Annotated in this window: 24 protein-coding genes; 4 read left to right on the top strand and 20 right to left on the bottom strand. The window is 68.6% G+C overall.

From position 1 onward, the window contains the following. Positions 1–2 precede the first annotated feature (2 nt). Together ABH923_RS14500 and ABH923_RS14495 are read left to right on the top strand one after the other, a co-directional pair. Positions 3–938 carry a carbohydrate ABC transporter permease gene (locus tag ABH923_RS14500; protein WP_370056090.1) on the top strand — a complete coding sequence of 312 codons (936 nt, stop codon included), beginning with the start codon at positions 3–5 and terminating at the stop codon, positions 936–938. Positions 939–945: 7 nt separating this feature from the next. Further along, a complete protein-coding gene (locus tag ABH923_RS14495; RefSeq protein WP_370056089.1) occupies positions 946–1,779 on the top strand; it encodes a carbohydrate ABC transporter permease in 834 nt (277 codons plus the stop codon). A gap of 7 nt (positions 1,780–1,786) precedes the next feature. Here the strand turns inward: ABH923_RS14495 and ABH923_RS14490 are convergent, their stop codons facing one another. From ABH923_RS14490 to ABH923_RS14450, 9 genes are read right to left on the bottom strand one after another with little or no spacing between them, the layout of a single operon-like run. Continuing rightward, positions 1,787–2,650, bottom strand: coding sequence for an SMP-30/gluconolactonase/LRE family protein (locus ABH923_RS14490; RefSeq protein ID WP_370056088.1), 864 nt, complete (start codon positions 2,648–2,650; stop codon positions 1,787–1,789). Further along, complete coding sequence (locus ABH923_RS14485; RefSeq protein ID WP_370056087.1) at positions 2,647–3,810, bottom strand: cellulase-like family protein; 1,164 nt, start codon at positions 3,808–3,810, stop codon at positions 2,647–2,649. The genes ABH923_RS14490 and ABH923_RS14485 overlap by 4 nt, the downstream gene beginning before the upstream one ends. A gap of 25 nt (positions 3,811–3,835) precedes the next feature. Beyond that, positions 3,836–4,993, bottom strand: a complete 1,158-nt coding sequence (gene dgoD / locus ABH923_RS14480) for a galactonate dehydratase (RefSeq protein WP_370056086.1) — start codon at positions 4,991–4,993, stop codon at positions 3,836–3,838. Next, positions 4,986–6,026, bottom strand: a complete 1,041-nt coding sequence (locus ABH923_RS14475) for an alcohol dehydrogenase catalytic domain-containing protein (protein ID WP_370056085.1) — start codon at positions 6,024–6,026, stop codon at positions 4,986–4,988. Before ABH923_RS14475 ends, dgoD begins: the two co-directional genes overlap by 8 nt. Next, a complete protein-coding gene (locus ABH923_RS14470) occupies positions 6,014–7,537 on the bottom strand; it encodes an aldehyde dehydrogenase (NADP(+)) (RefSeq protein ID WP_370056083.1) in 1,524 nt (507 codons plus the stop codon). Before ABH923_RS14470 ends, ABH923_RS14475 begins: the two co-directional genes overlap by 13 nt. After that, entirely contained in the window at positions 7,534–8,727 is a 1,194-nt protein-coding gene (locus ABH923_RS14465) for a fumarylacetoacetate hydrolase family protein (protein ID WP_370056082.1), read from the bottom strand. The genes ABH923_RS14470 and ABH923_RS14465 overlap by 4 nt, the downstream gene beginning before the upstream one ends. Then, positions 8,724–9,767, bottom strand: coding sequence for a Gfo/Idh/MocA family protein (locus tag ABH923_RS14460; protein ID WP_370056081.1), 1,044 nt, complete (start codon positions 9,765–9,767; stop codon positions 8,724–8,726). The genes ABH923_RS14465 and ABH923_RS14460 overlap by 4 nt, the downstream gene beginning before the upstream one ends. Next, entirely contained in the window at positions 9,764–10,759 is a 996-nt protein-coding gene (locus ABH923_RS14455; RefSeq protein WP_370056080.1) for a Gfo/Idh/MocA family protein, read from the bottom strand. The genes ABH923_RS14460 and ABH923_RS14455 overlap by 4 nt, the downstream gene beginning before the upstream one ends. Then, a complete protein-coding gene (locus tag ABH923_RS14450) occupies positions 10,756–11,955 on the bottom strand; it encodes a Gfo/Idh/MocA family protein (RefSeq protein WP_370056079.1) in 1,200 nt (399 codons plus the stop codon). The genes ABH923_RS14455 and ABH923_RS14450 overlap by 4 nt, the downstream gene beginning before the upstream one ends. A 113-nt stretch (positions 11,956–12,068) precedes the next feature. Here ABH923_RS14450 and ABH923_RS14445 point away from each other — a divergent pair, with 113 nt between their 5' ends. After that, the gene (locus ABH923_RS14445) at positions 12,069–13,076 is read left to right on the top strand and encodes a LacI family DNA-binding transcriptional regulator (RefSeq protein WP_370056078.1); all 1,008 of its coding nucleotides are present in this window, start codon (positions 12,069–12,071) and stop codon (positions 13,074–13,076) included. Between the two features lie 29 nt (positions 13,077–13,105). Here the strand turns inward: ABH923_RS14445 and ABH923_RS14440 are convergent, their stop codons facing one another. From ABH923_RS14440 to ABH923_RS14410, 7 genes are read right to left on the bottom strand one after another with little or no spacing between them, the layout of a single operon-like run. Continuing rightward, positions 13,106–13,720, bottom strand: coding sequence for a TIM barrel protein (locus ABH923_RS14440; protein ID WP_370056077.1), 615 nt, complete (start codon positions 13,718–13,720; stop codon positions 13,106–13,108). A gap of 36 nt (positions 13,721–13,756) precedes the next feature. Beyond that, positions 13,757–14,038 (bottom strand): hypothetical protein, encoded by a 282-nt coding sequence (locus ABH923_RS14435; RefSeq protein ID WP_370056076.1) that lies wholly within the window; start codon positions 14,036–14,038, stop codon positions 13,757–13,759. A gap of 27 nt (positions 14,039–14,065) precedes the next feature. After that, entirely contained in the window at positions 14,066–14,287 is a 222-nt protein-coding gene (locus ABH923_RS14430; protein WP_370056075.1) for a hypothetical protein, read from the bottom strand. A 43-nt stretch (positions 14,288–14,330) separates the two neighbouring features. Continuing rightward, a complete protein-coding gene (locus tag ABH923_RS14425; protein WP_370057372.1) occupies positions 14,331–15,245 on the bottom strand; it encodes an acyl-CoA thioesterase in 915 nt (304 codons plus the stop codon). Between the two features lie 57 nt (positions 15,246–15,302). Beyond that, positions 15,303–16,331 carry a zinc-binding dehydrogenase gene (locus ABH923_RS14420; RefSeq protein WP_370056074.1) on the bottom strand — a complete coding sequence of 343 codons (1,029 nt, stop codon included), beginning with the start codon at positions 16,329–16,331 and terminating at the stop codon, positions 15,303–15,305. 53 nt (positions 16,332–16,384) lie between these two features. Continuing rightward, on the bottom strand, positions 16,385–16,711 hold the full coding sequence (locus tag ABH923_RS14415) for a hypothetical protein (protein WP_370056073.1): 327 nt from the start codon (positions 16,709–16,711) through the stop codon (positions 16,385–16,387). After that, on the bottom strand, positions 16,711–18,345 hold the full coding sequence (locus ABH923_RS14410) for a flavin-containing monooxygenase (RefSeq protein WP_370056072.1): 1,635 nt from the start codon (positions 18,343–18,345) through the stop codon (positions 16,711–16,713). The genes ABH923_RS14415 and ABH923_RS14410 overlap by 1 nt, the downstream gene beginning before the upstream one ends. Positions 18,346–18,528: 183 nt before the next feature. On the opposite strand from ABH923_RS14410, the gene ABH923_RS14405 reads away from it, so the two are divergent. After that, a complete protein-coding gene (locus ABH923_RS14405) occupies positions 18,529–19,467 on the top strand; it encodes an SDR family NAD(P)-dependent oxidoreductase (protein ID WP_370056071.1) in 939 nt (312 codons plus the stop codon). Between the two features lie 5 nt (positions 19,468–19,472). Here ABH923_RS14405 and ABH923_RS14400 read toward each other — a convergent pair whose 3' ends face one another. The 4 genes from ABH923_RS14400 to ABH923_RS14385 are packed head-to-tail and all read right to left on the bottom strand — an operon-like array spanning position 19,473 to position 22,098. Next, positions 19,473–20,168, bottom strand: a complete 696-nt coding sequence (locus tag ABH923_RS14400) for a TetR family transcriptional regulator (protein ID WP_370056070.1) — start codon at positions 20,166–20,168, stop codon at positions 19,473–19,475. 2 nt (positions 20,169–20,170) lie between these two features. Beyond that, the gene (locus ABH923_RS14395) at positions 20,171–20,650 is read right to left on the bottom strand and encodes an HtaA domain-containing protein (protein ID WP_370056069.1); all 480 of its coding nucleotides are present in this window, start codon (positions 20,648–20,650) and stop codon (positions 20,171–20,173) included. Positions 20,651–20,655: 5 nt separating this feature from the next. Beyond that, the gene (locus ABH923_RS14390; protein ID WP_370056068.1) at positions 20,656–21,285 is read right to left on the bottom strand and encodes a carboxymuconolactone decarboxylase family protein; all 630 of its coding nucleotides are present in this window, start codon (positions 21,283–21,285) and stop codon (positions 20,656–20,658) included. A gap of 15 nt (positions 21,286–21,300) precedes the next feature. Then, positions 21,301–22,098: an SDR family oxidoreductase gene (locus tag ABH923_RS14385; protein ID WP_370056067.1), complete on the bottom strand. Its 798-nt coding sequence runs from the start codon at positions 22,096–22,098 to the stop codon at positions 21,301–21,303. Positions 22,099–22,109 lie beyond the last annotated feature (11 nt).

Genomic DNA, 22,109 nt, shown 5'->3' with positions numbered 1-22,109 from the left:
TCATGGCAACAGCAGTGATCTCGACTGCGAAGCTCCGCGTCCGGCGCGTGTCACGCGCCGGCGCGGAGCCGTCGTGGAAGGCGTACGCGCTCATCGCACCTGCCGGCATCCTCTACGCGGTGTTCCAGCTCGTGCCTATCGTCGGGGCCGTGGTGCTCAGCTTCACCTCGTGGAATGGCATCAACCTGGCGGACATCAAGTTCGTCGGAGTCGCCAACTATCAAAGACTGTTCACGGACGGCCTGTTCTGGAGCAGCTTCGGGCACAATGTGTTCGTCGCTGTCATGGTGTTCTTCTTCATGTCCGCGGGGAGTTTCGTCCTCGCCGCGATCATCCACGCGGGTATCCGCGGCGGCGCGTTCTTCCGGATCGTCTTCTTCGCGCCGGTCGTCATCTCCACCGTCGCGATGGCAATGCTGGCGATCTTCTTCTTCAGCCCGTCGCAGGGACTGATCAACGAGGGGCTTCGCGCAGTCGGGCTCGGTGCGTGGGCGCAACCGTGGCTCGGAGATGCGAAGTGGGCACTGCCGTCGGTGACCGCAACGTACATCCTTCAGAACTTCGGCTTCTCCGTCGTCCTCTTCCTCAGCGCTCTGACGCAGGTGAATGACGAGATCTGTGAGGCGGCGGAGGTGGACGGGGCGTCGCAGGGTCGCATCCTGTGGCAGATCGTGCTGCCGACGATCAAGCCGGTCGCGTCGGTCGTCGTATTGCTCGGATTCATCAACTCGTTCCGGCTCTTCGACACCGTCTACGTCATGACCGCCGGCGGGCCGTTCCACGCGTCGGACACGCTGGTGACGTACCTCTATAGCGTCTCCTTCGGCGGCAACGACGTCGGCTATGGCAACGCGATCGGCGTCGCCCTGTTCGTCATCCTCTGCATCATCGCAGTCATCCAGCTCCGGATCACCCGCGGCGAGAAAGCCCCCCGTTAGGAACGCCATGAAATTCGCACGCTTCTCACTTCCGGCGAAAGTCGGCTCCTACGTCTGGCTGTGCGCACTCGCGATCGTCGTGCTGTTCCCGCTGCTCTGGGTCACGACGAGCGCGTTCAAGAAGTCCTCCGACATCATCGGCAACCCGTTCTCGCTACCGACCTCGCTGAACTTCGACAACATCGTCAACGCGTGGAACCAGGGCGCGTTTGGGTCTCTGTACATCAACAGCGCCCTGATCACGATCGTTTCGGTCACCGGCATCCTCATCATCGAGGGCCTCGCGGCCTACGCGTTCGCCCGAATGAAATTCGCCGGCATGGCGATCCTCTTCGCGATCTTCGTCGCCGGTCAGCTCATCCCGGCCCAGACGATCGTCCTCCCCTCAGCGCTGCAGATGTCGGCGTTCGGTCTCAGCGACACCCTGGTCGCGCTGATCCTGCAGTACTTGAGTTGGGCACCGTTCGCGATCCTTTTCTTGCGCGCCGCGTTCATGGCGGTGCCGGTCGAGCTCGAGGAGGCGGCCCGCATCGACGGGGCGGGGCTCTTCACCACGATTTGGCGGGTCGTCCTTCCGATGACGCGCTCCGCGTTCGCGACTGTCGGCACGGTCTACGCGCTGTGGATCTGGAACGACTTCCTCTTCCCTCTCGTGTACGAGCGGTCGGCGGAGAACTTCACCGTCCCGCTCGGGCTCGCCCAGTTCCAGGGGACGTTCACCACGTTCTGGGGTTACCTCGTCGGCGCCATCTTCGTCTCGGTGTGGCCTCCGCTGCTGGTGTACGTCGGGCTCAGCCGACAGATCCAGGACCGGCTCTCGTTCGCGGGATCGAAGGGCTGAACCGAAGTCACCGCAGCTCGCCGCTCCACTCGTGGACCCGGGCGCCCTCTCCGGCGCCCGGGATCGCGAAAAGCGCTCCGGCACTCCGCTCCGCGGCCGCGCCGAGTGCGTAACGGGAAGTGGTGACGACAAGGCCGCCCGCCAGCTCCCCCGCTCCAACAAACGCGACGGCCGTCGGCTGCGCGACGGGGATGGGCACTACCGCCTCCTCCCTGCCTTCCGGTCCGTATCTCCGCACGCTTGCGCCACCGAAAAACGCCACCCAGACACCGCCGTCTGCTGCGACCGACAGACCGTCCGGGATACCGGGAGCGTGCGACACGTCGACCCAGGGACGCCTCCCTGTCAGACCGTGGATCGGATCCCAGTCGAAACGATCGATGCGGCGCAAGGTGCTGTCGATGTAGAGTGCGCCGCCGTCGGAAGTAAAACCGAGACCGTTTGAGATGGTGGCCGCACACACACGTCGTGTGTCGCCCCGCTCGACAGCGGCGAGGAACCCGCGGTCTTCCGTCGCATCATCGGCCATCGTGCCGAGCAAGAGGCTGCCGTCCGGTGCGCAGGCGCCATCGTTGCTGCGCACGTCGGCGGCCGACCAGAGCTCCGGCCCTACGTCGAGTTTCGCATCGAGGTCGTCCCCGCTCGTCGCCGACAGTCGGGACCGGCCGGCGACCATCCAGCCTCCACCCGAGCGAGGCCGGGTGAACGCAGCAACGCGGTCGGTATGTCTGCGCCGCACGGACCCGTCCGGCTGCAGTTCGAGGACGTCACCGGCCAGCATGTCCACCCACCGCGGCCCTGCCCAGCGTTCCGACCAGGCAGGACCCTCGCCGTGTTCGCACAGCGGGCCGGTGAGCTGCTCGGCTCTCACGACGCCGTGTGGTTCCGGATTAGGTCGGTCATGGTCCGATGCCACTCGACATCGGCCCAGAGCTCCGGGAAGTGCGGCTCTGCGAAATTGGATGTACACACACCTTCCCACCCGAGTGCGAGCGCTTTCGGGACGGCATATTCGGCGACGGATTTCACATAGTCCCAGGCGTGGTGCCCCAAAGGTGAGGTGAAATCGTCGAGCAAGATGTGCGACCAACCCTCGGTGGTCCAGAGGGAACGGTTTTGGGCTCGAGCGACAGCGGCCCAGCGCGCCATCTCTTCCCCGAGCCGGCGGTGCCATCGCTCCGGGTGAGGCCAGTAGACGTCGTCAAGGCTGTCGACCTGCTTTTGCCACGCCCCGGGGAACCCGTACTCGTCGAGCGAGAAGTTTGTGGCAGCAGCGAACTCGGCCACGTTGCTGGAGAGCCAGATGTGGGTCTCGATGAGATCCAGGTCGCGGTAGTCGAGGTCGTAGACCGATTCGGAGACCGGAGCGACCGACACCGTGAACCGCAACTGCGGCCAGCGCGCCCGGAGGCCATTGACCGCGGCGAAGTAGGCGCGGATACGCTCGCGCTGTTCCGCGCTCCAGACCCAGCCCCCCTCGACGGCCTGACCGGGGATGCTCGGCTGCGTGTCCTGCGGGCGGCCGAAGATCGCTTCGTGCGCGGCCGGAAGCCAGTCGTCGAGGGGAAACTCGTTGCACAGGTCGACGTACTCGATAGCGTCGAGGAGGCCGCGGGCCTCCAGCGCGCCGAGCGTCTCCTCCCACACCCGCGCGAGGTCGGCCGGGGTCTCGATCCCGAGACGCCGGTGCTCGTCGTCGTCGTTGAACCAGCTGGATAGGGCGACGGTGATCCCGCGGTCGCGACAACCGGTGACGAACGCGGCCAGTGCGCCCGCCGGGTCCACCACGGTCACGTTGCCGCCGTGCGGCCCCCACATGAAATGGTCTGGCTGAGGGTGCACGGCGAACGTGCCGCTCGTGTGTCCATCCCTGTCGGCGGCGATGAGGTGTGGGAACGCGTCAATTCGGACGCAGTCGTAGCCGCGTTCGGCGAGCTCGTCGAGCACCCGCTCTGTGTCGGCGTACTCGCGCTGCTCCCCTTGCCGCCGCAGCAGCCAGGAGAACTCCCACATGGTGACGGCCCGTGCCATCTGATACCTACTTCCGTTATGTTCCTTAGACGTCTCGTACGCTGCCGTCGGCGGCGTACGCCTCACTCGGGACCACAATGGGTCTCGGCGGCTGGTCGAGAATGGCCTCCACGTCGAGGTCGATACCCAGTCCGGGTCGATCCGGCACAAGGAGACGATGGCCGTCGAGCGTCCACGGCTCAGCGACGACCTCCGATGCTCGTGGGCCATCGATGCAGAGTTCAAGGATGTCGAAGTTCGGGATCGCCATCCCGACGTGCGCGGCCGCGGCCGTCGAGACTGGACCGGCCGGGTTGTGTGGAGCGACGACGGCGCGGTAGACCTCGGCGAGGGAGGCGATCTTGACCACCTCGGTGATCCCTCCCGCGTGGCAGAGGTCGGGCTGGACGACATCGACGAGCTGACGTTCGAGGACGGGCCGGAACTCCCAACGCGAGAACAAGCGCTCCCCGAGAGCGATCGAGATTCCGTGCCGACGCGCGGCCTCGGCCACGGGTGCTACCAGCTCGGGCGCCTCCGGCGCAATCGGTTCCTCTATCCAGCGTGGACGTGAGGCAGCCGCCGTCTCGATCAACCGGATCGCCTCGTCGGGGCGCGCGCGGCCGTGGTTGTCGATGAGGATCTCGACGTCGTCGCCGACGGCCTCGCGCAAGGTCCGTAGGCGATGCTCGGCCCTGCGAAGGCGTTCGCGCTCGGGCGCCGGACTGTCGGCGACCCACGCACCGGTCTTGAGCGTGCGGGTGCCGGCGGCGATCAGGGCGCGTGCCTCCTCGGCCAGCCGGTCCGGGTCGTAGATGCCGACGTGGCGGTACGTCTCGATCCACTCTCGCGACGGGCCGCCGAGCAGGGCGTACACCGGGACCCCGTGGAAGCGACCCCGGATGTCCCAGAGCGCCTGGTCGATGGCGGCGAGCGCGCTGGAGAGCACGACCCCTCCCCGCCAGAATCCGTGGCGGTTGGCGCGTTGCCAGAGCGGCTCGGTGGCGAGGGCATTGGAACCGAGGAGGCGGTTCCCAAGCTCGTGGACGGCGGCCTCGACGGTGGACTCCCACAGCTCGGTGGACGCCTCGCCCCAGCCGTGCAGCCCGTCGGTGGTGGTGACCCGGACGAACAGCCAGTTGCGCACGCCTCCGAAGGTGGCGAACGTATCGACGGCGGAGATGCGCGTGGTGGGCTCAGGCACAGTCGACCAGCACTTTCAGCACGGTCGGGTCCCGGTTGTCGAGGAGCTCGATCGCGTCGAGCACGTTATCGAGCGGGACGCGGTGGCTGACGAGGTCGGCCACCTGCACGCGGCCGGACGCGATGAGGTCGAGCGCTACGGAGCTGTCGTCGTCCCAGAGATGGGCGGCGGACCCGACGAGGTGCTTCTCGCCGAGCACCAGGTCGATGCGGTCGAGTGCCACCGGCTCGGGGGCGATACCCAACGCGACGGTGATGCCTCCGCGCCGAGTGAGCCGGACGGCGAGCGGGAGGGCGGAGGCTGCGCCGCTTGCTTCGACGGCGACGTCCACGGTGCGGTAGACGCCATCCACCTCGTCGGGACGGAGCGCGGCGGCGCCGTGCCGGCGTGCGAGCGCGAGGCGCTCCGCGACCGGGTCGACGACGATCACGTGGGCGGCCCCTACAGCGGCAGCGACCCGGGCGACCAGCTGTCCGATCGTCCCCCCGCCGACCACGGCGACGCTCGCGCCGGCGACCGACCCGGCCTTGGCCAGGGCGCGCACGGCGACGGAGGCCGGCTCGACAAGGGCCGCTTCGGCCGCAGTGACGCCCTCGGGAACGACCAGACAGGTGCGGGCGCGCGCGGCCATGAAGGTGGCGAGGCCGCCGTCCTCAGTCTGACCGCGCACCGCCAGCTCGACACACAGCCCCTCCTGGTGGCGGAGGCACCACCAGCATTCGCCGCAACCGATCACGACGTCCGGAACGACGAGCGCGCCGATCGGCGGCCCACTGCCATCGGCTGCGGCAACGGCGACCCGGCCGACCACCTCGTGGCCGAGCGTGACCGGCGCCCGGGAGCCTCGCCGCGGGTGCGGACGGTCGACCGGGATGGTGATCGGTCCCTCCCGGTACTCTTCGAGGTCGGTGCCGCAGATCCCGCACCACTCGACCCGCAGGATGAGCTCGTCCGGCGCGGGCACCGGATCCGGCACCTCCTCCACGCGCACGTCGCCGCGCGCGTGCCAGCGCGCCGCCTTCACGAACCGCACCCCGTTGGCGCGAGCGGCTCCGGCAGGACGAGTGAGCCGTCGACACGACGAGGGAGGTCGACCGGGCCGTCGCGGAGCTCGCGGGGCAACACCGACTGTGGCGCGTCCTGCCACGCGAACGGTCGCAGGAAGCGGCGCATCGCCGTAACCCCGACGGACGTGTGCTGGGTGTTCGTGGCCGGCCACGGACCTCCGTGGTGCTGCGCCCACGAGACGCGTACGCCGGTCGGGTAGCCGTCGAAGACGAGTCGTCCCGCCTTCGGGGTCAAAGCGCCGATCAGAGCGTCGAGGCGATCGCCCGGTTCGCTGTGGATCGTCGCCGTCAGCGAGGCGGGGATCCGTTCGAGCGCTGCGGCGATCTCGTTCTCGTCGCGATAGCGCACCGCGACGACGAGCGGTCCGAAGCACTCCTCCGCGTGCTCTGGACCGAATCGTGTGGCGTCGATCTCCAACACCTGTGGTTCGACCCGGTAGCCGGGGCCGGTGTCGCCGTCCCCGGCGGCGATGACGGGTGCGGACTCGGCGAGCCGGGCGCTGATCTCCCGGTACGCGTCGGCGATCCGCGCGTTCAGGAGGACCGCAGGCGCGGTCCGCATAGTCGCCTTAACCAGTTCGGCGACCAGCGCGTCGCCGGCCTCGCCGGCGGGGATGAAGGCGAGGCCAGGTTTCGTGCAGAGCTGACCGCCCGACCCAGTCACCGAGCTGTGCAGCCCGCGCGCGATTCCGGCGCCGCGTCGGCTCGCCGCAGCCGGGGTGACTATGAGCGGGTTGACGCTACTGAGCTCGCCGTAGAACGGGATGGGGGTGCTCCGTTCGGCGATGGCGCACTGAAGGGCTTCGGCGGCTCCGAGCGATCCGGTGAAGCCGACCGCTGCCACCTCGGGTTCCCGGACCAGAGCGCGCCCGGCCTCTTGGCCGTACACGATTCCGACGGTTCCCTCAGGGAAGCCGGCGATCAGGACCGCGGCGCGCAGCACGCCGTGGGAGAGGACGGAGGTCTCGGGATGTGAGCTGTGCGCTTTGAGTACGACAGAGTTGCCCGCGGCGAGCGCTGAGGCGGTGTCGCCGCCGAGGATGCTGAACGCGAAGGGGAAGTTGCTGGAGCCGAACACGGCGACCGGACCGAGCGGGATCAGCATGCGCCGCACGTCGGGGGCGGGACCGAGAGCTGTGGGACCGGCGTGGTCGACGGCGGCTTCGAGGTGGCTTCCCTCGCGGACTGCCTCGGCGAAGAGGCGGAACTGGAAAACGCTGCGACGAAGCTCACCGGCGAGGCGTTCTGTTGAAAGCCCGGTCTCGCGGGCGGCGACGGCGACGAGGTCGTCCGCGTTGGCCTCCGCCGAGTCCGCGATCGTCTCCAGCAGCTCGGCCAGTCGTCCCCTGTCCATTCGGGCGAGTTCGCCTGCAGCGCGTGCGGCTGCGGCGACGATCGCCTTGACCTCCCCGGTTGTGGTCGGGTCGATGCCGATCGCCACCGAGGCGCCCGTGCGCGGGTCGTGGGTGAGGATCATCGCTGTCGTTCTCCTGTGATCGTCGTTGCTGCAGGCAGGGTCAGTCCGCGGGAGGCGAGGTTCTGGAACAGCGCCGAGAGGCCGAACGTCCAGGGCGGACAGTCCTCGCTGTGCTGAACGCGATTCGTGAGCGTGCCCAACGCCGGCGAGGAGATCCGCACAATGTCGCCGGGTTCGTGCGAGAAGCCCAGCCCGGGCTCGCGCCGATCGGCTGTTGGCGCAAACAGCGTCCCGAGCATGAGCACGGCGCCGTCGGGGTACTGGTGGTGGTCTCCGATGAGCTGACCCACGAGGTCGAGCGGGTCCCTGCTGATCTGGCCCATATCGGACCAGCCTTCGAGTTCGAACCCATCATGACCGGTCACATCGAGCCGGACACGTGCCGTTCGTACGTCGTCGATCCCGAATCCGTCGTCGAACAGGCGCACGAACGGGCCCAGGGAACAGGAGGCGTTGTTGTCCTTAGCGCGGGGAAGCAGGAGAGCTGATCGCCCTTCGACATCCCGGAGGTTGACGTCGTTGCCGAGCATCGCTCCGGCGACCGCGCCGTGTGAGTCGACCAGGAGCGCGACCTCGGGCTCAGGGTTGTTCCACTCCGACGTACGGAGTACCCCGATGTCGGCCCCATAGCCGACCGCCGACAGGGTGGGGGCCTTGGTGAAGATCTCTGCGTCGGGGCCGATGCCGACCTCGAGGTACTGGCTCCACCAGCCCTCCGCAATCAGGTATTCCTTTGCCGCGAGCGCCTCGGGCGAGCCGGGGCGCAGTGCAGCGAGGTCGTGCCCGATGCGGTCGCTGAGCTGCTCCCGGATTGCGGCTGCCGCGGCGAGGTCGCCGCGGGCACGCTCCTCGATGACCCGCTCGATCATCGAGACGGCGAATGTCACCCCTGCGGCTTTGAGCACCTGGAGGTCGACGGGGGCAAGCAGCGAAGGCCGGGAGGAGTGGGCGCCCGTCCCGGAGTTGCCGGCGATTTCGTCGACGGAGCCGATGACCGTTCCCGAGGCGCTCCGGAGCGCGTCGGCGGCGCGGCCTGTCTCGATCACGCTGCTCACGGTCGGGAAGGTCGCTGTCACGTCGTGCAGCTCGCCGTCGCGGACGGCGACGACCGCGGGGCCGATGTTGGGAACCCAGGCGCGCCCAATGAGCGTGGCCCGTTCGTGGTCGGCGGGGAGGATGCCGAGGCTCATCGGACGAGCTCCCTTGCTGCGTCGAAGTCGATCCCGGCCTCTGCACGGATCGCGTCCATCAGCTCGAGGAAGGCGATGGTGTCGGCGAGTGGCCGGACCGCCGACTCGGTGCGGCCGTCCGCGATGTCGCGGGCGACGGCGGCAGCCTCGAAGCGCAGGCCGGCGTGGCCGATGCGCGGCTCGTCGAAGACTGCGCGGGCTCGTCCGTCCCTGGTGCGCAGGAGCACGGTGCCCGGGTGGTAGAACGGGCCGGGGAGCTCGATCGAGCCCTCGGTTCCGATCAGCGCCGCGGTGGTCGCACTTCCCGCGATCAGCGAAGTGTGGAGGACCGCGATCCGTCCGCTCTCGTCCTGGACGAGCGCGCCGGTCTGAGCGTTGACCCCGGAACGGTTCGTCTCACCCACCGCGCGCACGGTGGCGGGACGGCCGGTCCAGCGGGCGGCCAGCGCGATCGGGTAGGTGCCGAGGTCGAGCAGGCTTCCGCCCGCGAGCGTCGGGCTCATCGCCCGATGGTCGTCGGGCAGGTACTCGCCGTACTCGGCGAGTACGGTTCGGAGGTCGCCGATCTCTCCGCGCTCGACGAGGCGACGCACAACGTCGAACCGTGGGAGGAAGAACGTCCAGAGCGCTTCCGCACAGTAGACGCCCGCCGCGTGGGCTCGTGAGGCGACCTCCCTCGCCTGGGCCGCGTCGAGTGCGAGTGGCTTCTCGACGAGCACATGCTTGCCCGCGTCGATGGCGGCGATCGCCAACTCGGCGTGCGATGGGTGCGGGGTGGCGATGTACACCACGTCGACGGCAGGGTCGGCCAGGAGGGCCGCGACGTCCGGATGCGCCGTCGGCACTCCGTGGGTGCCGGCGAATGCTTCCGCACTCCCCGGGCGTCGCGCCGCGACGGCGACGACCCGCTGGCGCGTGTGGGCGTGGAGCGCGTCGACGAAGCGCTTGGCGATCCACCCGGTGCCGACGACACCCCAGCCGAGCGCGGGAGCGTCCCTGGAGTCCGGCACCGCGGATGCCAGGACCGGAAGGCCGTTCACCGCGGCACCTCCACGGTCCTGCGCTCGTGCATCGAGTCGATGACCGCCTGGGCGAGCACGGTCGCCGCGCGGCCGGCGCGGGCGTCGGCGAGCGGGCTCGGCTGCTCGTCGCGAAGCGAGTCCACCCACGCCTGCACCTCGATGCGATATGCCTCGGCGAACCGGCGGCGCCAGTCCGCGCCGTAACTCTCGGCGCGGTGCAGCTCGCCGGTGATCGTCACCCGGCCGTCGTCGGTGGTGTGGATGGCTGCGGTCCCCGTAGTGCCGACGGCCTCGCAGCGGATGTCATAGCCGTAGCGGGCGTTGAGGTAGGTCTCCACCACGGCGAGCGCCCCGCTCTCGGTGCGCAACGTGACGACATGCGGGTCGACCAGCCCCTCTACTGCCGAGACGGGGGCGTCCCACCGCGCTTCGACGACGGGAGAGTCGAGCAACCACGGGACGATGTCCAGCTCGTGGATGGTGGAGCCCGTGATCGCGCCCTCGCTGGTCGTTCCCGGTCCGCTCGTCACGCCGCGGCTCTCGCAGTTGAGCAGAACCGTGCGCCCGATCGACTCCTCCACGATCGCCTGCTTGAGTGACACGTATGCGGGGTCGAATCGCCGCATGAATCCGACCGAGACCAATCCTCGGCCGAGGCGCTCTCTCGCCCGGTCGTCGGCGTCGACGATGGCGTCGCAGGAGCCCACGTCGGGCGCGAGAGGCTTCTCGCAGAGCACCGGCTTGCCTGCCGCGATCGCGGCGAGGGTGTACTCGGCATGACTGGCGTCGGCGGAGGCGACGACGATCGCGTCGACATCCTCAGCTGCGATCAACTCGAACGGGGACTCCGCCACTCGCGCGTTCCTCAGGCTTCGCACAACGGCGGCCGCACGCTCGACATCGAGGTCGGCCACGGCGGTCACCGTCGCGCCGGAGACCCGCCCGTCGGCGATCGCAGCGTGGTCGGAGCCCATGATCCCGGCGCCGATTACGCCGACCCGGATCGTCATCGGACCAGCTCCACGACGCGCTCCGCGATCGGCACGCGGGCCCCGGCTTCGGAGCTGGCGGCGATGGCGTCCAGGACGTCGGCAGCTGCGACGGCGTCGGAGAGGTCGGCGCCGTCGGCGGCTTCGACCCCCGCGATCGCCTGCATGAAGCCCTCGGCCTCGATCACCTTGAGGTCGTCGTAGCTGAGACTGAGCGCCGAGCCCGGCTGGAATGCCGCCGAGGCCCCATCGCCTGGCCCGGTGAAGACGGTTGCCATCGGCAGGTCCTGCGCCTGCTCTCCGCCTGCCTGCAGCAGCTCCCCCATGCGCCGGAAGTCCCACTCAACCGCACCGTGGGTGCCGTGGATGCGGAATCCGTAGTCGTTCTGGTGGCCGACCGCGATGCGGCTGGCCTCGAGGGTGACCTTGGCTCCGGAGGCCAGGGTGAGCATCGACGCTGACCAGTCCTCGTTCTCCACGGGGATCAGATCGCCCGTCTCGACGCGGACGTGACCGGTGGTCGCGGCCGACGGGCGACGCCGTTCGCCGATGAAGATCGCGCCGGACGCGGTCACGTCGACGACCTCTCCGAGAAGGTAGCGGATGAGGTCTACCCCGTGCGCGGCCAGGTCGCCGACGACGCCGTGTCCGGCTCGCTCCAGTTCGTAGCGCCAAGTGAACGCACCGGCGGGATCGGCGGCGTAGTCGCCCAGCAGCCGGAACGAGGCGTGCGTCGGCGTGCCGATCGCGCCCTCTTCGATGAGCCGCTTGGCGCGTCGCACCGCTGGAGCGTTGCGGTAATTGAAACCGACGCGCGCGGTTACTCCCGCCGCGGCAGCGGCGGCCTCGACCGCTCGAGCGTCGGCGGCGTTGACCCCGACCGGCTTCTCGATCCAGATGTGTTTGCCAGCGCGCGCGAACGCCTCGCCGATCTCGCGGTGCAAGAAGTTCGGGGCCGTGATGCTGACGGCATCGATGTCCGGGGCGTCTACGAGTGTTCGCCAGTCAGTCGCCGCGCGCTCGAATCCGAAGAGCGCTGCAGCCTCGTCCGCGCGGCCTGGGACCTCGTCTGCGACGGCACTGAGCCTCGGTCGGAGCGCCAGCCCGGGGAAATGCTCCACCGCTCGGCGATAGGCGAGCGTGTGAACGCGGCCCATCCAGCCGAAGCCGACAACGGCGACCCGAAGCTCGCCCGGGGTTGTGCGTTCGTTCTGCACTCGTCCTCCACCTCATCGTGTGTTCCTGGGCCGTATTGGACCGGTCCAATGCTGACAGCATGCCGCACCGGAAGCCGCGCTGTCAACGCCGTCGACCGGGTTAGAGTTGCGGCATGGACTCCCCTCGCGCCGAGCCGACCATCCGGACGGTGGCTGCGCGCGCGGGCGTCTCGAAGTCGCTGGTCTCGCTCGTACTGCAGGGCTCACCGAAGGTCAGCCCTGCGCGGCGCGCGGCCGTGGAAGCCGCAATGGCGGACCTGGGCTACCAACCCAGCCTGGTCGCCCAGAGCCTGAGCGCCCGGCGCACCGGCGTCTTCGGCGTGGTGATGAACGACCTCCGCAACCCGTGGTTCGTCGACTGTCTCGAAGGGTTCGCCAGCGCAGCGGGAGAAGCCGGCTATCGGACCGTTCTTGCGGACGAGCGCCTGGACGATGCAGGCGGCGGACTTGTCGAAAGTATCCTCCGCCTCCACGTCGACGGTCTCGTGCTGATGGGCACGATGACCCCCTCTCCGACCCTGCGCGACGCGGCTCGTCGTCGACCGACGGTCGTCGCCGCCAGTCGAGATTTCCCAGGCACCGGGCTGGACGTCGTGGCCAACGACGACGCCAAGGGAACGCGGCTCGCGCTCGATCACCTCTGGGGGCTCGGCCACCGGCGAATTGCACACATCGACGGGGGCCCTGGCGCGATCCCCGCCATCCGCCGGGACACCTTCCGGGCCTACCTCGCCGAGCGTGGGATCACTGATCCCGTCGTTGAAGCAGGCGGCACAACCGAGGGCGACGGCTACGTGGCGGGGCTCCACCTCCTTGCGTCGGGCTGTCCACCCACGGCCGTCTTCGCGTTCAACGATGTGGTCGCGACAGGCGTGCTCGCAGCCGCGCGCGAACGCGGCCTGGCGGTACCAGAAGACCTCTCGGTTGTCGGGTACGACAACACTTCGCTAGCGGCGATGCGCCTGGTCCAACTGACTTCGGTCGACAACGCCAGCACTGTCGTTGGGGCGGCGGCCGCTCAAGCGCTGATTACGCGGCTCGAGAACCCGGACACAGAAGGCGGGCTGACGCTCATCGAGCCGAATCTCGTGATCCGAGAGACTACAGGGCCACCGCGCTGATCCACCTCCTCCGGCCTCCGAGTGACAACTCAGAACCAGGGGCGCAGCACGTCCCTGTTACGGCGGTGCTCCTGGACGATCGCGTCGAAGTCATAATGGTCCACTGCCAACACATCCTGTTCGATGACCACCCAGCCTGCGTAACCGGCTTTGACGAGGTCGTCGAGGAATGCCGTGGTATCGAGGTCTCCGTCGCCCAACGGCACGAATGTCCCGCCAGACCAGACCTCGACCATTCCGCCTCCCGCGCCGACGATCGCACGGAGGCGGTCGCGGTTGACGTCCTTCAGGTGCACGTGGTTGATACGCGACCCCCAACGGTCCCACGCCTCCGCTGGGTCTCCCCCGCCGATCAGGAGGTGACCCGTGTCCAACGTCAGCCCGACATCCACACGATCGAGCAGGAGGTCAATTTCGTCAGGGGTCTCAACGAACGTTCCCGCGTGGTGGTGGAACGTGGGTTCGAAGCCACGGCTGCGCACCCGACGTGCGGCGTCGGCGAGGTTGCGGCCGACGCGCTCCCAGCTGGCAGCGTCGAGGCCGTGATTAGCCGCAGCTCCGGGGTGGGCGCGGCGGAAGTCGTCGCCGGAGTCGGCCAGCGTCGGCCGGGGCGGGATTGCGCCAGAACCGGCAGCTGAGAACACGTCAAGCGCAGCCTCGAGCTCCGGGATGGCCGCGGATTAGCTGGCGTCGTCGCTCAGCGGGAGCTCGATCCAACCCCCCGCGAGATCGAGGCCGGAGGACAGCAGACGCGCACGCAGATTGTCCCCGTCTGCGCTGCCGCCACCATCGAGAAATCCACGGGGACCGAGGTCGACGCCGTCGTAGCCTGTTTCGACAAGAGCCGCCAGGACGGCGGCGCCATCCGGGAGCGCGACGGACGTGTCCTCGGGCGTGAGCTCAAATACGCCGAAACTGACGGGAGCGCCGGCGACGCGGACGGCGGGCGTACGTGGATTCATTCGATTGACCTCCCGGAGCAAATGTGCTTACATCATCACATACTCGGGCGACGGTCTTTCATAGTTGCCCGAAGTACAACTTCCGACGTCGCTCGTCAGATCGAAGTCACCGATGGCGAGCGAACCCAGCAAGTAGACGCCGATAAAGTTGTCCGCAAGCACGGAGCGCGAGGTCTCCGCGTAATCGATCAGGACCTCGTCCAGGTCTCGATACGGCGTAAGCTCCCTATTCATCGGACCGATACTCACGCTCTTAGTCTGCCGCCGGTCTCTCTGAAGCAGATCAAATTGGTCAGGCGGTGTTTCTGACCAGGGTGGACGGAATAGCGGCCATCGCGCTCCGGAGGTCGATCAGCTCGCGGGCCACCGAATCGAGCGCCCGGTCGTCGCCGCTCAGCAATGGCAGCTGCCGCACGGGTGCAGCATGTCCGTCCAACGCCTTGTCGACGAACACCGTGATGCACTGAGTCGTGAGCTCCAGGTCGCCCGGGGTCGACGGGTGAGCCGATCGAACGGCAACGCTGATGTGCATGCTCCGCGCGGTCGTGTGGATCAGCCGTGCTGCGATCTCCACGAGATTGCCGATCGGAATCGGCCGGAAGAAGTGGATCCCGCCCGAGTAGACCGCGACGACCGAGGTCGACGCCCAGCCCGCCGCGCACGCCGAGGCGGTCTCGTCGATCCACCTCAGCACGGTGCCGCCATGCACTTTGCCGCCCCAGTTCGTGTCACCAGGGCTGGCTAGAAACCGGAATACGGTCGGCGCGACACTGCCGGCGCCGATGCTCTGCAGTTCGAGCATCTTCGCTCGGATCTCCTTGCGCGGTTCGATCCGCGCCTCGGCGCGCGCGTAGATCGTCCGGTCACCGCTGCTCCACGGGTCCCAAGATGGGACCTCGCACGGCGTGCCGTCCTGGTCCACCGCCACGAACACGAGGAGGCAGTGCGTCGCCTCGGAGAAGGAACGATTGCGCAGTTCCGACGTCTCGATCGACACGAACACGTGCATGCTCGTCCGGCCCGTGTAGATGATCCGCGCCCGCGCCTCCACGATGGAGTCCGCCGAGATCGGGCGACTGAACTGCACGTCGCCCACATAGGCGGTGACGCAGTACGACCCGCTCCACCCGACGGCGCACGCGTAGCCCGCCTTGTCGATCCACTCCAGGACCCGCCCGGCCTGCACGCTGCCGCCGGCGGCATCCATGTCGGACGGAGAGACAAGGAAACGCAGGGTCACCGCACCGTCGGCACACACGGGCACTCAGCCTTTCGTATCGTCGAAGACCACCACGACTTTGTCCGTCGCGCCCGGGGTGGACGCGAGCTCCACCGCGCGAACGGCCTCCTCGAAGGGCACGAGGTCGCTGATGATGTGCGCGTACTTGTCGGCGTTGGCGATGATCGAATCGGTAACTTCGAAGATCTCCGTCGGGTAACCCATGGCCATGCGGATGTCGACCTCGCTGGTCAGGATCTCCTGGAGGTCGATCTCGACCGGCTTCTTGTGGACGGCCACGATCGTGACGACTCCACGATGCTTGACCGCGGCGAGCGCGGTCTCGATCACCACGGGCGCGCCGGCGGCGTCCAGGTACACGTCGGTGTCGGGTCGGCTCGGCGCTCCCATGAAACCGGGCGCTTCACCGTGCAGCTCCTTCAGCCGCTGGATGACGTCCTCCTCGGCCGAGTTGATGACGGCGTCCGCGCCGACCTTGAGCGCGTTCTCCAGCCGTTGGGGGACGACATCGACGACGACCACGTGTGCAGCGCCATTCGACTTGAACCCGATGGCCGCGCCGAGCCCGACCGGGCCGGAGCCGAAGACGACGACCTTGCTCCCCTCACCCGCGCCGGAGCGGTTGACGCCGTGGTAGGCGACAGCCATCGGCTCATTGAGCGCTGCGACATGCCACGGGATGTCCGAGGGGATGACGCGGAAGTGCGATCCCGCCTGCGCGTCGTAGAGCACGACGACGTCGGACAGGGCCCCCTGGGCTCCCCCGTTGCCGATGATGCCGTCGCGGTTCGCCATCGGGTTGATCACCACGTGGTCTCCGACGGCGACGCCCTCGACCTCGTCGCCCACCCAGGTGACCTCGCCCGCCGGCTCGTGGCCGAGCGGGGTGTGTCCATCGCGGGGCGGGATACCGCCGCGGTGGACGTAGTAGACATCCGAGCCGCAGATGCCGCACGCCTTGATGGCGACGACCACGTCGCGCGGTCCCGCGTCGGGTTGCGGGACCTCGACGAGCTCGGCAGTGCCGGGGCCGGTGACGGTGAGGGTCTTCATGGGTTGTCCTCTGTTCTTCTCTGAAGCGGGATCGTCTCGTCAGTGTCGCTCGCTCAGAGCGCGCGGCCGCTCTCGTCGTCGCGCTGAACGTACGGAGCGACGATCATCGCGCTCAGGTCCATCGTGTCGCTCATTCCCAGCCCCGCGCCGAACATCCGGTTCCGCGCGTCCACGGCCGAGCCGTCGATCTCGTAGATCGTGCCGTAGCGGAACGGCGCCGCCCCACCGGGCTCCTCCGCGAGCCGGAGGACACGCGCGCCGACGAATCCGGGCAGCTGCAGAACCGCCGGCACGTGGACGTCCCAGTACCAGGAGCGGAACTCCTCGTCCCGGCCGTCGACCGGGTTGACCAGCGCGATGAGCGCCTCCCGCGCGGCCATCAGGCGCTCACGCTTTCGAGCGCGCCCGACAGCGCGCCGCCGAAGTCCGGCGTCGACGTCATCTCGTCGAGGATCTCGTGGAGCTTCGGCCGGCCGCCGGGGTTGAGCAGGAACTTGCGGACCTTCCCCTGCACGTTCGCGCCGTAGTAGTGGCTGTGCTCGGCGGAGAAGATCGAGCGCGGCGCCAGGGTCTCCACCATGGTCATCCAGCCCTCCTCCTGCTCGGCGGTCGGCTCGAAGCGGTCGAACCCGTTGTCCCGTGCGTACTCGATGGTGTCGGCGACCCAGTCGACCTGGTCCTGCGAGTAGCGCGGGTAGTTGCCTCCGCCGGCGCCGTGCGGGCCGCCGGGGAAGAAGAAGTTCGGGAGGCGGTGAGCTGCGAAACCCCCGAAGTCGAACGGCCCGTCCTCCCAGTCGGTGCTGAGGTCGAGGCCGTCACGTCCGCGGACGCCCATCCGGGTAAGCGCTCCCGTGCCGAAGTCGAACCCGGTGGCGTAGACGATGATGTCGTAGTCCCGGTGGCCCTCGCTGGTCTCGATCCCGTTGGCGTCGATGCGCACGATCGGGGTCTCGCGGAGCGCGATCAACGAGGCGTTCGGCTTGTTGAACGACTCGTAGTAGTTGTGTATGAAGGGAGGCCGCTTCGCGCCGAACAGGTGGTCCTTGGGGATGAGACGCTCCGCCGTGACGGGATCCTTCACGATGCCGCGGATCTTGTCGGCGAGGAACGCGCAGAACTCGAGGTTGGTCTCGCGGTTCGTCGTCATGTCGTAGTAGTTCGACGTGAGCTTGCCGAAGCCGGGCGCCTTCCAGATCTCCTCGTAGAACGCCTGGCGCTCCTCCGGAGAGTCCTCGGTCGAGACCTTGCCGGCGGGTGCGTGCAGGAAGCCGGAGGGGCTGGTGCTCAGGGTGTGCACGACCTGGTCGAAGTTCTCGCTGAGCCAGGCGCGCTTCTCGTCGGTCATCGGTGCGTTGTTCAGCGGTGTCGTCCAGGTGGGGGTGCGCTGGTACAGGTCGACCTGCTCGACGATGTCGACGATCGCGGGCAGGATCTGGGCGCCGCTCGGGCCGTTGCCGATGATCGCGACCCGCTTGCCCGTGAAGTCAAGCGGCGTGTGCGGCCAGGCTCCCGTGTGGTGGCCCTCGCCCTGGAAGTCGTCGATGCCCTCCACCTCGGGGTAGTGCGGGACGGACAGGCCGCCGGTGGCCGAGATCACCCAGCGGGCCCGGACGGTCTCACCCTTGCCGGTGGTGACCACCCAGCGGGTGCCGTCCTCGTCCCAGGTGGCGGACACGACCCGCTGTCCGGTGCGGATGTGGTCGCGCAGTGCGAAGCGATCGACGACGTGGTTGAGGTAGCGCTCGATCTCGGGCTGGGTGGCGAACTCCTCCTCCCACTTCCAGTCGTCGAAGAGCTCCTTCGAGAAGAGGTAGCCGTAGGTGTAGCTCTCGGAGTCGAAGCGTGCGGCCGGGTAGCGGTTCCAGTACCAGACGCCGCCCACGTCGTCGCCGGCCTCCAGCGTCTGCGCGGTGAATCCTGCCTGGAGCGCTCGGTAGAGGGCGTAGATACCCACCACTCCGGCACCGATCACCAGTACCTCGACGTCGACTTCGCTGTCACTCCTGCTCGTCATGCGACTTGCTCCCGCTTCTCGTCCTCGGCCGAGCGTCATCGCATCGGCGTTCGTTAATCTAAGCACAATCGCTCAAAACTGACAAGAAGTGCTGATATTGCAGGGCAGATCAGCCGTGAGCGCGTTGCGCAAAATCAGTACCTGTGATCAAATCGGGTCGACACTTCACTTCAAGGGAGAATGATGAACGCACCAGCCGACCTCCGATTCGACGGACGGGTCGCCCTCGTCACCGGCGCCGGCCGAGGCCTCGGCCGCGCACACGCTCTGCTGCTCGCCTCCCGGGGAGCGAAGGTCGTCGTGAACGACTTCGGCGGCTCCAAGGAGGGCGTGGGCAGCGACCACGGGCCGGCGAACGATGTCGTCGCCGAGATCGTCGCCGCGGGCGGCGAAGCCGTGGCCGACACCAGCGATGTCGGAATCGAGGCGAACTGCCACGAGCTCGTCGCGACGGCGATCCGGGAGTTCGGCCGCATCGACATCGTCGTGAACAACGCCGGCATCTCGCGCTGGGCGACCTTCCCGGAGGCCGACGCCGACAACCTCGAGCGCACGCTCGACGTGCACCTGCGCGGCACCTGGCACACCACGCGTGCGGCCTGGCCGCACTTCCAGGAGCAGGGATACGGACGCGTCATCACCACGGTCTCGACGGGAATGCTCGGGCTCGCAGACAACCTGGCCTACGCCACGGCGAAGGGCGCGCTGATCGGATTCACGCGCAGCCTCGCGGTCGCCGGCGGCCCGCAGAACATCCTCGTGAACGCCATCGCACCGAACGCGATCACCCGGCCCAGCGAGACGGCGACGAAGCCCAACATCGTCACGTCCGCCCCGCTCGATCCGGCTCGGGCGCAGGCGATGGAGACCGGCCTCGTCTCCCCGATGGTCGCGTACCTCTCGCACGAGTCGTGCCCGGTCAACGGTGAGATCCTCGTCGCCGGCGCCAAGCGCTTCTCGCGCTGGTTCCTCGGCATCACTCCTGGCTGGCTCTCGGACGGCGAGCCGACCGTCGAGGAGGTCGCCGGCCACTGGGACGAGATCAACGACCGCGACGGCTACTACGTGCCCGCCAGCCTCAACGACTGGGCGTCACGTTTCATGGCGCACCTGGCCGGCTGAGGCTACTAGGCGCGGGGGTCGCCCGGCACCAGCGGCGCGATCAGTCCTGCGCTCAGGTATGCGATGAGGTCGTCGATCAGGATGTCCATCCGCGCGAGCTGGGCGCGCTTCTGCTGCGCAGCCTGGTAACGGGCGAGCGTGTGGACGGCGCTGGTGAGCGTGACCCACCAGCGCTCCTCCAGCACGGGCGCCGGGATCTCGGGGATCAACCGGTTGAGCAGCGCCCGCAGGGTGATGACGGACGCGCCAGTGTGGACGCCCACGAGTCCCTCGTAGCCGCCCTCCTCGGTGATGAGGAGCGAGAGGAACGCCAGGTAGTGGTTGTCGGGCTGGATGTGGATGGCGAGAGGCCGTACGAAGGCGCTCACCACGTCCGAGACCTGCGGGACCTCACCGCGCGCCATCAGCCCGGCGACGACCTCGGTGCGCACGGCCTCGCTCTCGGCGCCGCGGGACTCCATCAGCGCCTTGACCAGGCCGTCGCGGTCGCCGAAGTGGTACTGGACGACGGCGTGGTTGCGCTGGCCTGCCTCGATTCCGATGTCTCTCAGCGGAACTGCTGAAATCCCGTGCTCGGCGAAGAGCCGCTCCGCCGCGTCGAGGATGAGCTGCCTGGTGGCCTCTCCGCGCAGGTTTCCGCGCTCTCCGGAGGGTCGCGGTGCAAGGACGGGCGGCACCCTATCCGGTGCGGATTGAGACATGATTAAGAATCTATCGTGATCCGCATCTCGATGGGGGCCATTTCCTCGCCTGCGGGATACACGGTTCCGAAAAGGTCGACCGCAGCCGGCGCGAGGTGAGTGGGCACTCCGGTCCACGTCAGGTCCGCAGCGTCGGCCTCAGCCTCGGCGGCGTCGAGGGCGACGACGGCCAGGAGCCCGTCCGGCTGGTCGGCGAGGTGCGTGGCCAGCACCCCGCCGTCGGGACCGACGACGATCTCCGGATCGGCGATCAAGATGTCCATGAGCCCGTGGTGCGCCTGCAGGCGGACGGATCCGGCGAACGACAGCCGCCAGTCCGGACCCTCCTGCACCGCGCTCCGGAGAGGGAAGGCGAAGACGCCCCCGTCGCCTTCCGACGCGCCGCCGGACACCTCGCACGTGCCGCGGGCGATCCGGGTCACGTAGCCGAGCAGGGACTCCCGCACGGCCCAACGCAGCTCCCCGGCGCCCGACGCCGTCACGGCGTTCATCGTCCCGCGGGTGGCCGGTGGTCGGCGGGGAACCCGGTCATCCCGTCCTCCAGCTCCAGGCCGAGGTTGCGGAAGGCCGTGCAGTGCATCTCGTAGGTGCCGACCGTGAAGACGAAGTCGATGAGCTGGTTGCGCTCGAACTGCGCTTCGAGCTCGCTCCACGTGGCATCCGACACGAGCTTGTCGCCGGTGAGCATCTCGTCGATCGCGCGCACGACCGCCGCGTCCTCGGCGGACCAGAGCTCGGCGTCCGGGCCCTCGGACAGCGCTGCGACCTCGGCCTCGGTCAGGGCGCCGCCGGCGGTGCTCATCCAGACGTGCTGCGCCCATTCGTACTCGCCGTAGCCCAGCCAGGTGGTCCGCAGGATCGCGATCTCGCGGTGTCGGTCCGACAGCGTCGAGTGGCGCAGGTGGTTCGAGAAGGGCAACCAGCCGCGGATGAACGCCGGGTGCCAGGCGTAGATGCCGAGGATGTTCGCCTTGGGCCGTGCAGCGGGCTCGTTGGTCGTGCCCTCTCCGGGAGCGTGCGCCCGGAGGGCGGCGAACGCGTCGTCGACGTCGTCCGTCCAGTCCTCGGTGGCGCGGGGCGGGACCCGAGGGGTCGAGGTCTTGATGGTGTCGGTCATGTCGTTTGGCTCCGTTCAGCCGATGAAGGATCCGCCGTTGACGCCGATCGTCTGGCCGGTCACGTAGGAGGTGTCGTCGGAGGCGAGGTAGGAGACAGCACCGGCGATGTCGGCGCCCGTCCCCATCCGGCCGACGGGGATGTACTTGGCCATGTCCTCGGCCGACGGAATCTTGCCGTCCGCGCGCTTCTTCTCGACGCTCGGGGTGTCGATGGAGGACGGCACGACGGTGTTGACAGTGATACCGGTGCGCGCGAACTCCACGGCGAGCGCCTTCGTCAGCGCCAGCTGGCCGCCCTTGGAGGCCGCGTAGTGCGCCATCTTCGGGGCGCCGCGCTGCGCGCTCGACGAGGAGATCAGCACCACGCGACCCCAACCGGCCTCGACCAGGTCGGGCAGGCACGACTGCACGGTGTTGAACGTGCCGGTCAGGTTGATGTCGATGATCGTGTTCCATTGCTCGAGCGTCATCTCGAGGAACGCCTGCTGCGGGGCGACCGCCGCATTGGCGACGACGACCGCGATCGGGCCGAGCTCCGCGCGGATCGCCGCGACGGCGGCGTCCACCTGCGCACGGTCGGCGACGTCGGCGTCGTAGCCGGCGGCCGTGCCGCCGGTCGCGGCGATCTCGCTCGCGGCGGCGGCCGCGGTTCCCGGCGTGCGGCCGATGAGGGCGACCGCGTAACCGTCTGCTGCGAGGCGCTCGGCGATGGACCGCCCGATGCCGGCTGCGGCCCCGGTGACGACCGCGACTCTCTTCGGGTGGGAGTCGGGGGTCTCCAGGGTGGCGACCGCAGGCTCTGCTGACGACATGGCGTGTTTCC

The sequence above is a fragment of the Leifsonia sp. EB41 genome, assembly GCF_041262565.1.
Lineage (GTDB): Bacteria > Actinomycetota > Actinomycetes > Actinomycetales > Microbacteriaceae > Leifsonia.
Note: the sequence above shows the minus strand (reverse complement) of the source record. Positions and strands in the feature narration are given on the sequence as shown.

Coding starts and splice junctions, on each gene's coding strand:
- ABH923_RS14500 (WP_370056090.1), top strand. CDS start 3: ATGGCAACAGCAGTGATCTCGACTGCGAAGCTCCGCGTCCGGCGCGTG.
- ABH923_RS14495 (WP_370056089.1), top strand. CDS start 946: ATGAAATTCGCACGCTTCTCACTTCCGGCGAAAGTCGGCTCCTACGTC.
- ABH923_RS14485 (WP_370056087.1), bottom strand. CDS start 3,810: ATGGCACGGGCCGTCACCATGTGGGAGTTCTCCTGGCTGCTGCGGCGG.
- ABH923_RS14470 (WP_370056083.1), bottom strand. CDS start 7,537: ATGATCCTCACCCACGACCCGCGCACGGGCGCCTCGGTGGCGATCGGC.
- ABH923_RS14465 (WP_370056082.1), bottom strand. CDS start 8,727: ATGAGCCTCGGCATCCTCCCCGCCGACCACGAACGGGCCACGCTCATT.
- ABH923_RS14455 (WP_370056080.1), bottom strand. CDS start 10,759: ATGACGATCCGGGTCGGCGTAATCGGCGCCGGGATCATGGGCTCCGAC.
- ABH923_RS14445 (WP_370056078.1), top strand. CDS start 12,069: ATGGACTCCCCTCGCGCCGAGCCGACCATCCGGACGGTGGCTGCGCGC.
- ABH923_RS14435 (WP_370056076.1), bottom strand. CDS start 14,038: ATGAATCCACGTACGCCCGCCGTCCGCGTCGCCGGCGCTCCCGTCAGT.
- ABH923_RS14425 (WP_370057372.1), bottom strand. CDS start 15,245: ATGGATGCCGCCGGCGGCAGCGTGCAGGCCGGGCGGGTCCTGGAGTGG.
- ABH923_RS14420 (WP_370056074.1), bottom strand. CDS start 16,331: ATGAAGACCCTCACCGTCACCGGCCCCGGCACTGCCGAGCTCGTCGAG.
- ABH923_RS14415 (WP_370056073.1), bottom strand. CDS start 16,711: ATGGCCGCGCGGGAGGCGCTCATCGCGCTGGTCAACCCGGTCGACGGC.
- ABH923_RS14410 (WP_370056072.1), bottom strand. CDS start 18,345: ATGACGAGCAGGAGTGACAGCGAAGTCGACGTCGAGGTACTGGTGATC.
- ABH923_RS14405 (WP_370056071.1), top strand. CDS start 18,529: ATGAACGCACCAGCCGACCTCCGATTCGACGGACGGGTCGCCCTCGTC.
- ABH923_RS14400 (WP_370056070.1), bottom strand. CDS start 20,168: ATGTCTCAATCCGCACCGGATAGGGTGCCGCCCGTCCTTGCACCGCGA.
- ABH923_RS14390 (WP_370056068.1), bottom strand. CDS start 21,285: ATGACCGACACCATCAAGACCTCGACCCCTCGGGTCCCGCCCCGCGCC.
- ABH923_RS14385 (WP_370056067.1), bottom strand. CDS start 22,098: ATGTCGTCAGCAGAGCCTGCGGTCGCCACCCTGGAGACCCCCGACTCC.